This window comes from Acinetobacter sp. H1(2024) (genome assembly GCF_046557555.1).
In the GTDB taxonomy this organism is placed as follows: domain Bacteria; phylum Pseudomonadota; class Gammaproteobacteria; order Pseudomonadales; family Moraxellaceae; genus Acinetobacter; species Acinetobacter seifertii.
Genome location: NZ_JBKGFO010000007.1, coordinates 197,478 through 203,833, shown reverse-complemented (window position 1 = coordinate 203,833; position 6,356 = coordinate 197,478). Strand labels below are relative to the sequence as shown.

Sequence of the window (6,356 nt, the reverse complement as noted above, 5' to 3'; positions counted from 1 at the left end):
TTATGCAGTTACTTTCGCAACAACACCAGCACCTACAGTACGACCACCTTCACGGATCGCAAAACGTAGACCTGGGTCCATTGCGATTGGGTGGATTAATTCTACTGACATTTCAACGTTGTCACCTGGCATAACCATTTCAACGCCTTCTTTCAACTGGATTGCACCAGTTACGTCAGTTGTACGGAAGTAGAACTGTGGACGGTAACCATTTAAGAATGGAGTGTGACGACCACCTTCTTCTTTAGAAAGTACGTATACTTCTGCGTCGAATTTAGTGTGCGGCTTGATTGTACCTGGTTTAGCAAGTACTTGACCACGCTGTACGTCTTCACGCTTAGTACCACGAAGTAATACACCACAGTTCTCGCCTGCACGACCTTCGTCAAGAAGTTTACGGAACATTTCTACGCCAGTTACAGTTGTTTTAACTGTATCTTTAATACCAACGATCTCTACTTCTTCACCAACTTTAACAATACCTGATTCTACACGGCCTGTTACTACAGTACCACGACCAGAAATTGAGAATACGTCTTCGATCGGCATTAAGAATGCTTTGTCGATAGCACGTTCTGGTTCTGGGATGTAAGAGTCAAGAGCTGCTACAAGAGCAAGAACTGATTCTTCACCGTAAGGACCTGCTTCACCGTTAAGAGCAGCAAGAGCTGAACCACGGATTACTGGAGTGTCATCACCTGGGAAGTCATAAGTAGAAAGAAGTTCACGAACTTCCATTTCTACTAATTCAAGTAATTCTTCGTCATCAACAAGGTCGCATTTGTTTAAGAATACGATGATGTAAGGTACACCAACCTGACGAGAAAGAAGGATGTGTTCACGAGTTTGTGGCATTGGACCGTCAGTCGCAGCACATACAAGGATCGCGCCGTCCATCTGAGCAGCACCAGTGATCATGTTTTTAACGTAATCGGCGTGGCCCGGGCAGTCAACGTGTGCGTAGTGACGAATTGGAGAATCGTATTCTACGTGTGAAGTATTAATTGTAATACCACGTGCTTTTTCTTCAGGTGCTGAGTCGATTTGTGAGTAATCTTTCGCTTCACCGCCGTAAGTTTTTGCACAAATAGTTGCAATCGCAGCAGTTAAAGTTGTTTTACCATGGTCAACGTGACCGATTGTGCCCACGTTTACGTGTGGCTTATTACGTTCAAACTTGGCTTTAGCCATGATGATCTTCCTTTATTAACTACTCATGGAGGGTCACCCCATGAGCACTTGGTTTTCAACTAAGAATTAGTTAGGGCTTATAGTAATCGAAAGATTACTCGTCGTCACCTTTTTTACCGCCAGCTTGGAATTTAGCAATGATGCCTTCAGCCACGTTACGTGGAGTTTCAGCATACTTAGCAAATTCCATTGAGTAAGTCGCACGACCTTGAGACATAGAACGCATTTGAGTCGCGTAACCAAACATCTCAGCAAGAGGAACTTCTGCTTTAATTGCTTTTGTTCCACCAGGAAGATCGTCCATACCTTGAACCATACCACGACGACGGTTTAAGTCACCCATGATATCGCCCATGTAGTCTTCTGGAGTTTCTACTTCAACTTTCATGATAGGTTCAAGAAGGATAGGATCCGCTTTCATGAAACCATCACGGAAGGCATAAGAACCTGCCATTTTGAACGATAATTCGTCAGAGTCGACATCATGGTAAGAACCGTCGAATAATGTCGCTTTAATACCAACAACAGGGTAACCAGCTAATACACCATTCTTCATACGTTCTTGAATACCTTTGTCAACCGCGCCAAAGAATTCTTTAGGTACTACACCACCAACAACTTCTTCAACGAATTGGTATTCTTTACCAGACTCATCAACATCAAGCGGTTCAAGACGTACATATACGTGACCAAACTTACCTTTACCACCAGTTTGACGTACGAATTTACCTTCTTGTTCAACAGACTTTTTGATCGTTTCACGGTAAGCAACCATTGGTTTACCAATGTTAGCTTCAACACCGAATTCACGCTTCATACGGTCAACAATGATGTCAAGGTGAAGTTCACCCATACCAGCAATAATTGTTTGACCAGATTCTTCGTCTGTACGAACACGGAACGATGGATCTTCTTTAGCCAAACGACCTAAAGCGATAGACATTTTTTCTTGGTCTGCTTTAGTTTTTGGTTCAACAGCCAATGAAATTACTGGCTCTGGGAATTCCATACGCTCAAGAGTAATGATGTTTTTCTCATCACATAATGTATCACCAGTTGTAACGTCTTTAAGACCTACACACGCTGCGATATCACCTGCACGGATTTCATCAAGATCTTGACGTTCGTTCGCATGCATTTGCACGATACGACCGATACGTTCACGCTTAGCTTTAACTGGGTTATAAACCGGATCACCTTGTTTAAGAACACCAGAGTAAACACGTACGAATGTTAAGTTACCTACGAATTTGTCGTTCATGATTTTGAACGCAAGCGCAGAGAACGGAGCTTCGTCAGATGCTTCACGAGACGCTTTAGTTTCGTCTTTGTCGTCAAGGATACCTTCGATCGCTTTAACTTCTGTAGGTGATGGTAAGAATTCAATTACAGCATCCAACATACGTTGAACACCTTTGTTCTTGAACGCAGAACCACAAAGCATTACTTGAATTTCAGAAGCTAATGTACGAGCACGTAAACCTGCAATGATCTCTTCTTTAGAAAGATCACCTTCTTCAAGGTACTTGTCCATTAATTCTTCAGAAGCTTCAGCCGCAGCTTCAACCATTTTTGTACGCCATTCGTTAGACGTATCAACTAGGTCAGCTGGGATATCAGCATATTCAAACTTCATACCTTGAGATGCTTCATCCCAGATAATCGCTTTCATTTCGATAAGGTCAACAACACCCTGGAATGTATCTTCAGCACCAATTGGCACAACGATAGGAACAGGATTACCACCTAAACGAGTTTTAACTTGCTCAACAGCACGGAAGAAGTTTGCACCAGTACGGTCCATCTTGTTCACGAATGCTAAACGAGGCACTTTATATTTGTTCGCTTGACGCCATACAGTTTCAGACTGAGGTTGTACACCACCTACAGCACAGTAAACCATGCACGCACCGTCAAGAACACGCATAGAACGTTCAACTTCGATTGTGAAGTCTACGTGTCCCGGGGTGTCAATTACGTTGATACGGTGCTGTTCGAATTGGTTACCCATACCAGACCAGAAACAAGTCGTAGCAGCAGAGGTAATTGTAATACCACGCTCTTGCTCTTGTTCCATCCAGTCCATTGTTGCTGCACCGTCGTGTACTTCACCAATTTTGTGAGATACACCTGTGTAGAACAAAATACGTTCAGTTGTAGTTGTTTTACCTGCGTCAATGTGCGCAGAAATACCGATGTTACGGTAACGAGTAATTGGGGTTTGGCGAGCCATGATGTCTACATTCCTAAATGTTATATTTAAAACAGGACGCACCAATTAAATTGATGCGCGCGAATATCCAAACAGGCAACTTAAATACCTGCAAAGCCCCCACTTTGATAGAGAGCAATGTTGAATCGAGCTGCTGTACGCATGAATATTCTCCTGAATAAGGCCTGTTTTATCCGCTTAGAAACGGTAGTGAGAGAAGGCTTTGTTAGCTTCAGCCATACGGTGCACATCTTCACGTTTTTTGATTGCTGCACCTTTACCTTCAGCTGCATCAAGCAACTCACCAGCAAGACGTAAAGCCATCGTTTTTTCAGAACGCTTAGCAGCAGCATCTACTAACCAACGCATAGCTAAGGCAGTACGACGGGATGGGCGTACTTCCATAGGTACTTGATAAGTAGCACCACCAACACGGCGTGCTTTTACTTCGACCATAGGACGAACTTTCTCAAGAGTAGTCTCGAAAAATTCAACTGGGTCTACTTTGTTTTTTTCTTGAACGCGTTCTAAAGCACCGTAAACGATACTTTCAGCAATAGATTTTTTACCATCTTGCATTACGTGGTTCATGAATTTAGCGATTGTTTGGCTGCTAAATTTTGGATCTGGAAGGATCTCACGAGCAGCGACTACGCGACGTCTTGGCATTTTAATACACCTAATAATATGACACTTCAGGATAATCCAGCAGTTTGTACAAGTGTCATGTACACGACGCTGGCCTTACTATACGTCGCTTGAATTACAAATCTATGAAGAATTCAAACAAGCGAAACGCTAAAGGGCTTTTGGACTAGTTTCCTAGAATTACTTCTTAGGACGCTTAGTACCGTATTTAGAACGTGATTGATTACGATCTTTAACGCCGGCACAGTCTAAAGAACCACGAACGGTATGGTAACGTACACCTGGTAAGTCTTTAACACGACCACCACGGATAAGAACAACACTGTGCTCTTGTAAGTTATGACCTTCACCACCGATGTAGCTAGATACTTCAAAACCTGAAGTTAAGCGAACACGGCAAACCTTACGCATAGCTGAGTTAGGTTTTTTAGGTGTAGTTGTATAAACACGTGTACAAACACCACGACGTTGTGGACAAGCCTTCAACGCAGGAACTTTGGATTTTTCAACCAAAGTCGTACGACCCTTACGGATCAACTGATTCGTTGTTGCCATATGGCAATTCTCCCGTTATTAAAAAACCTCAAAAAGAAAATACCTCTTTTTAAGGGCACATAATTGTAAGCTAAGATGCAAAAATGGTCAACACGGCAATAATTACCAAATGTTGACCATATCAATGTTTGACAGGATGACTTACAAAATTAAATAGGGGTGAAATTTCGTTTTGAAACCCTATCTTTGTAATTGTATTGTTAAGAGTACTTTTGATCTTCTATAACATCATCATTTTCAATTTCTAATGCTGGTTTTTGTTCACTATGCTCGTGCTCGACCACATGTTTTTCTGCAAGCTGCTCAATACCTTGATGAACATTTTCTTGCACTTTTTCTTCACTTTTTTCAGAAGTATTCGATTTAACCACAACTGCCACTTTTGAAATTACATTATGATTTTCTATTTTATGATGTTGTGCCGCGTGAATACTCCCGTTTTCTCCAACGTTCAAAAGACGAGGACTTGCCTTTTGAATAAGAGTCACGGCAGCATAATAAGCTTGAAGTGGTGATAAATGCTCATTCGGATGTTCATTTAAATAGTGTCGTGCAGCACCAAAAATGGCTTGTGCCTTGTGGCCTACATCTTCTTGTAACTTCCAACTGTAAACAGCACTGAGCACTGCCCCTACTGCAGGAGTAAATTTACCAACAGAAGCAAGTTGCGGAACTTTATTTAACCAGTTCCATTTAAACTCGCCATTTTCATCAACTAACCATTTTTTCAAGGTTTCAATATCATTTGAAGACCCCAGTAATTGCTGAAACTGTTGAACATCTTGTGTCTCTAACATATTACGTAACGCTTTTAATGCCAAAAGTACCGTCTGCTTTTCAGCAATCAAACTGATATCGACTTCTTTAAAAATAAACTCAACAACATCTTGATCACTTCCATCATTTAAATCAAAACCATGTGATCTTCCAGTTTGATAAATTGTTCTTAAAACCAAAACTAAAGATACAGGAATATCTACGGCCGCTCCTGCCATACCAGATACACCAGTAATCGCACCTTGTATTGTTGCAATCAATTTATTTTGTTCAATCAGCGCCTGACTTAAACGTTGAGAGCGTGAAGTATCCTTAGTTAACTCAAATAGGTCTTTTGCACCTGCCTCTTCTAATATTTTTTCAGTAAGTGTACTTTTTGAACTAAAGTCATTCAGCGCATCAAATAAATAGCTTGATATTTTCTCATTCCAGTCAGGTGAAATAAATGTAACAATACCATTGACCTTTCTGAAATGACGACCAAAAACTTGGCGAGTAACTTTAGGTAAATGTTCACGTAACATTTGTTGTGGACTTTCATATTGTTCCACTTCAAATGGGCTTTTGTTTCTAGCATTACCTTCTACTGTTTTGCCATTCGCAAGTGGCTCGACCAACTTACTGACCTCACCTATTTGGCTTTGCTGCAGGATGTTTAACCCAGTAGAACTGAGCTTTTTAGCCACTCCGAAGACCTGAGAAAACAAATTGTCAGATTGATTATTATTAAATTTTGTCATCCAGTACCTCGATTTTTTAATTTATCTAATTAGAGATAAATACTAGGTGGAATGTAGATTTATCTCAACTTGAATGTGTGTATTTTAGTTAACCCCAAATGAAACATACTATGTATTTAGTTATTTTTTTAAATGCAAAATTGACATAAAGATTTGCCATAAGAAATAAAAAACCTTTCTGCTATCATGGTAGCAACGAAAACACATGTCTAATGTTCTTCCAGCTATCTTCT

General features: G+C 40.8%; 5 protein-coding genes. All 5 read right to left on the bottom strand.

Going from position 1 to position 6,356, the window contains the following annotated elements:
• Complete coding sequence (gene tuf / locus ACLCEG_RS16990) at window positions 1-1,191, bottom strand: elongation factor Tu (protein ID WP_002157016.1); 1,191 nt, start codon at window positions 1,189-1,191, stop codon at window positions 1-3.
• A 94-nt stretch (window positions 1,192-1,285) separates the two neighbouring features.
• A complete protein-coding gene (fusA, locus tag ACLCEG_RS16985; RefSeq protein WP_039255563.1) occupies window positions 1,286-3,424 on the bottom strand; it encodes an elongation factor G in 2,139 nt (712 codons plus the stop codon).
• A 177-nt stretch (window positions 3,425-3,601) separates the two neighbouring features.
• Window positions 3,602-4,072, bottom strand: coding sequence for a 30S ribosomal protein S7 (gene rpsG, locus ACLCEG_RS16980; protein ID WP_001138055.1), 471 nt, complete (start codon window positions 4,070-4,072; stop codon window positions 3,602-3,604).
• A 159-nt stretch (window positions 4,073-4,231) separates the two neighbouring features.
• Window positions 4,232-4,606 (bottom strand): 30S ribosomal protein S12, encoded by a 375-nt coding sequence (rpsL, locus tag ACLCEG_RS16975; protein ID WP_002050319.1) that lies wholly within the window; start codon window positions 4,604-4,606, stop codon window positions 4,232-4,234.
• 200 nt (window positions 4,607-4,806) lie between these two features.
• Window positions 4,807-6,123: an EcsC family protein gene (locus ACLCEG_RS16970; RefSeq protein WP_410568443.1), complete on the bottom strand. Its 1,317-nt coding sequence runs from the start codon at window positions 6,121-6,123 to the stop codon at window positions 4,807-4,809.
• Between the last annotated feature and the right edge of the window lie 233 nt (window positions 6,124-6,356).

Bases quoted from the DNA above. Each gene is read 5' to 3' on its own strand.
- tuf (WP_002157016.1), bottom strand. From the start codon at position 1,191: ATGGCTAAAGCCAAGTTTGAACGTAATAAGCCACACGTAAACGTGGGC.
- fusA (WP_039255563.1), bottom strand. From the start codon at position 3,424: ATGGCTCGCCAAACCCCAATTACTCGTTACCGTAACATCGGTATTTCT.
- rpsG (WP_001138055.1), bottom strand. From the start codon at position 4,072: ATGCCAAGACGTCGCGTAGTCGCTGCTCGTGAGATCCTTCCAGATCCA.
- rpsL (WP_002050319.1), bottom strand. From the start codon at position 4,606: ATGGCAACAACGAATCAGTTGATCCGTAAGGGTCGTACGACTTTGGTT.
- ACLCEG_RS16970 (WP_410568443.1), bottom strand. From the start codon at position 6,123: ATGACAAAATTTAATAATAATCAATCTGACAATTTGTTTTCTCAGGTC.